Origin of the sequence: Micromonospora sonneratiae (assembly GCF_042679305.1) — a bacterium.
GTDB lineage: Bacteria > Actinomycetota > Actinomycetes > Mycobacteriales > Micromonosporaceae > Micromonospora_H > Micromonospora_H sonneratiae.
Window position 1 is genome coordinate 1 of sequence record NZ_JBHTMP010000139.1, and the last position, 3,958, is coordinate 3,958.

Sequence of the window (3,958 nt, forward strand, 5' to 3'; positions counted from 1 at the left end):
CACTCCGCCGGGCCGCCACCCGCGAGGTCTTCCGCGCCGCCCCGGCCCCGCGCCGCAGGCCGCCCGCCGACCCACCATCCGAGCCGAAGCGGCGCGACGAGCACGACGATCCGCCGACCGTCTGGAGCATACCTTGAAGAAGATCAAAAACAAGGCTGTCGAATCGAACACCGACACCGAGGACCGCAGGCTCAACCTGGTACCGCTCGACCAGCGACACGGCCTGGGCGGCAAGGTCATCGGCGTCGCCAACGCCGGGCCGCCGATGCGGGTCGGAATCTCTCTGACCGACTGTCGGTACCACATCCATGCGCTCGGACCGACCGGCACGGGCAAGACGACCCTGCTGATGCGCATGATCCTGGACGACGTCGAGGCCGGGCGCGGCGTCGCCGCCTTCGACCCGGCCAAGGGCGACCTCATCCGTGACCTGCTGGCCCGGCTGCCCACGTCGTGTGGGGACCGGCTGGTCCTCATTGACCCAGACGAACGAGCCGCGCCACCGGCGATCAACTTGCTCGACCCGGCCGTGCACGGCGGCAGCGCGCATGACGTGGCGGCCAACCTTACGGCAGTGATGGCGAAGGTGTGGTCACGCTGGTGGGGCCACCGCACCGCTGATATCTGCTACCACGGCCTGCTCACCCTCGCCCACCTCGAAGGTGCCACCCTCGCCCAGCTACCGCGGCTGCTGTCCGACTCGACGTGGAGGGCCGCACGGGTCAACGCTGTCACCAGCAGGTTGAACGCGTGGGAGGGCAACACCCTTGGCGAGTTCTGGGAAGGATTCAACGAGCTGCCCGCCGCGCAGCGCTCCGGCCTTGTCGCCCCGCTGCTGTCCCGGCTGCGCCTCGTCCTCGCTCACCCGATGGCGAACAGCTTGTTTGGGGTGCCGGCCACCACGTTCTCCTTCGCCGACATCCTCGACGGCGGCATCATGCTCGCGCGGCTACCCAAGGGCGTCATCGGCGAGGACGGCACACGGCTTGTCGGCTCGCTGCTGCTGGCCGGACTGTGGCAGGCCACTACCGCCCGCGCCCGCATCCCCGAAGACGACCGCCCCGACGCGATGATCGTCCTGGACGAGTGCCACAACTTTCTGCACCTGCCAATCGGCATCGATGACGCCCTCGCCGAGGCCCGCGGTCTGCACACCTCGTTCGTCCTCGCCCATCAGTACCTCGGCCAACTGTCCGGGGACATGGTGGAGGCGATCGACGCCAACGCCCGGAACAAGGTGTACTTCGCCCTCGCACCCCGGGACGCCATCGACCAGGCCCGGCACCTGCGGCCGTACCTCGATGACGGGGACCTGATCCGTCTCGGCGGCTACGAAGTCGTCCTGCGGCCGGTCGCCGGTGGCCGCGTCGTGCCGCCGGTCACCGTCGACACCGAGCCTCCACCCCCGGCCCTCAAGGGGCGTGCCGGCGAGCTGCGCCGTGCGGCCCGTGAACACACCGGCCTCGCCACCGAGGAACGTCGCCGGTTGCTCGGCGAGACCGCTACCACTGCCGTACCGGCCGAGCGGTCGACACCCGTCGAGGCAGTGGTGGAACTGGTGGGTCGCAACACCTTCGCCCTCCACCCCGAGCGGTCTAACGAGACCTCTAACGAGCGATCCAACGAGCGATCCAACGAGCAACCCAACGACCACGAACAGCCGGGTGAACACGCCCCCTTGAACACGTCGTACGCGCACGTGGACGGCGGTGAGGAGGACCCGTGGACCGGAACCGACTGATAAGAGATATCCCTCCTACCAACACACCAGCCACCGGCAGTCTCCGCCTCACGGCGTCCGTTGTGGCCGCCGAACTCGGTCGGCTCACCCCCCGAGACCGGCACCTCCTGGACCTGCTCGACCAACACCGAACCTTCACCACCGACCAGCTCGTCGACCTCGCCTTCGGCTCGGTCGGTCGTGCCCGCAACCGGCTCAACACCCTGCACGCCCGGGACATTCTCGACCGGTTCCGCCACTACCAGCGGCCCGGTTCTCAAGCCTGGCGGTGGACCCTCGGCCCGGTCGGCGCGGCCATCATCGCGGCCGGACGCGACGAGGCGCTACCCCGTCCGGCCGCTGTGCGCGACGCTACCGCGCGTCTTGCCATGTCCCCGACGTTGGCGCACCTGGTGACCGTGAACGGGTTCTTCGTCGCGCTCACCGGCCACGCCCGCACGCATCCTGGTGCGCGGTTGGTGCGGTGGTGGAACGAGGCACGGTGCCGGGACGCGTGCGGGAATCTGGTCCGCCCGGACGGGCATGGCGTGTGGGCCGACAGCGGGCAGGCGGTGCCGTTCTGGGTGGAGGCTGACCTCGGTACCGAAACGTTGGGCCGGGTGGTGGGCAAGCTGACCGGATACGCTGCACTACCGCCCCGCCGGGCGTTCCCGGTGCTGTTCTGGCTACCCACCGCCGCCCGTGAGACCAACCTGCAAGCCCACCTACGCCGGGCCGGGGTGCCGGACGGGGTGACCGTGGTGACCGCCGCCGCCGATCACGCCGCCGCGTCCGGCGGCCCGGCGGGGCCGGTCTGGCGCGTCGTCGGGCACCCCGTCCGGGTGAGCCTGGCCGGGCTACCTACCCCGACCGGCGACGGTGGCACGCCGTGGGACGGATAGTCGGGTGGGTCGCGTCCGGGGTCGCCGTGCTGTTGCTGCTGATTATCGCCGCTACCGCCGGGGTTGTCTCATCGGTGTTCGGCGGGGGTGGGGCCGGGGGTAGCTGCGTCGGGGCGGTCACCGTGCCGGGTGCCACCCCGGCGGGGTTGTCTGCCGAGCAGGCCCGTAACGCCTCGGTGATCGTGACCGTGGGTGACCGGATGCGGGTACCGGTACGCGGGTGGGTGGTCGCGGTGGCCACCGCGCTTCAGGAATCCTCGTTGATCAACCACGGTGACCTCGGCCCGAACAACGATCATGACTCGTTGGGGCTGTTCCAACAGCGACCGTCGCAAGGATGGGGCACCCCGGAACAGATCATGAACCCCGAATACGCTGCCGGGAAGTTCTACGAGCGTCTCCTCACCGTCCCCGGGTGGGAACGGCTACCGCTCACCGAGGCCGCGCAGAAGGTGCAAAGGTCGGCGTACCCGGACGCCTACGCCCGGCACGAGAAACGGGCAACCGAGATCGTGGTGGCGTACACCGGGGGAACGCTGCCGGTGTGTGACGGCGCGCCGATCAGTGCCTCCGGGTGGACCCGTCCGGTGGCGGGCACGGCCGGTTCCGGCTTCCGTACCGGCGACCGGCCCGGCCATGACGGGGTCGACATCATGGCAGCGAAAGGCACTGTCATCCGTGCCGCGTCCGGCGGCGTGGTGGTGCGCGTCCGGTGCAACGTCAGGGGCGACTCGTCGGAACCTACCGGCGGGCCGATGCCGTGCGACCGTGACGGCTACCCCGGGCTCGGCGGGTGTGGCTGGTATGCGGAGATCCGGCACGCGGGGGGCATCGTTTCGCGGTACTGCCACATGGTGCGACAGCCGATTGTGCGGATAGGGCAGACGGTGATAGCGGGGCAGCCTATCGGCCACGTCGGCAGTTCCGGAAACTCGTCCGGCCCACATTTGCACTACGAGATCCATGAAGGCTATCCCGCCACCGAGAACAATGCCGTTGACCCGGTTCCGTTCATGCGCCGAAAAGGCGTGCCCCTGTAAATTCGTGAAGTGATTTTCCACACATTCCGAGAAGGTTTCCATCGGTTGCGGTGAGCGCCGCGCGTCCGGTCCGCCGGGCGCGCGGCGTAGTCGTTTCGACCCGGAAACCACGACCCCGTAAGACGGCGTGAGCGGCCCGCGCGCGGCATACCCTATACGGGCACTAGTGTTTCGTGATCCTGATCGGTTTACTTTGAGCTGTTTGCCACGAGTTTCTTGATGTTGGTTTGAACGAGTTGGACTTTGGCGAGGATGTCGTCTGCGGTGGCGGTCCAGGTGAAGGGTCGGGGGTTGGC

3 protein-coding genes are annotated in these 3,958 nt (G+C 68.9%); all 3 read left to right on the forward strand.

Annotated elements, in window-relative coordinates:
• Positions 1 to 133 precede the first annotated feature (133 nt).
• The 3 genes from ACFQ4H_RS34575 to ACFQ4H_RS34585 all read left to right on the forward strand — a co-directional run bounded on the left by ACFQ4H_RS34575 (position 134) and on the right by ACFQ4H_RS34585 (position 3,662).
• A complete protein-coding gene (locus tag ACFQ4H_RS34575; RefSeq protein ID WP_377579459.1) occupies positions 134 to 1,741 on the forward strand; it encodes a type IV secretory system conjugative DNA transfer family protein in 1,608 nt (535 codons plus the stop codon).
• Between the two features lie 62 nt (positions 1,742 to 1,803).
• Positions 1,804 to 2,622 carry a replication-relaxation family protein gene (locus ACFQ4H_RS34580; protein ID WP_377579461.1) on the forward strand — a complete coding sequence of 273 codons (819 nt, stop codon included), beginning with the start codon at positions 1,804 to 1,806 and terminating at the stop codon, positions 2,620 to 2,622.
• Entirely contained in the window at positions 2,610 to 3,662 is a 1,053-nt protein-coding gene (locus ACFQ4H_RS34585) for a M23 family metallopeptidase (RefSeq protein WP_377579463.1), read from the forward strand. The genes ACFQ4H_RS34580 and ACFQ4H_RS34585 overlap by 13 nt, the downstream gene beginning before the upstream one ends.
• Positions 3,663 to 3,958 lie beyond the last annotated feature (296 nt).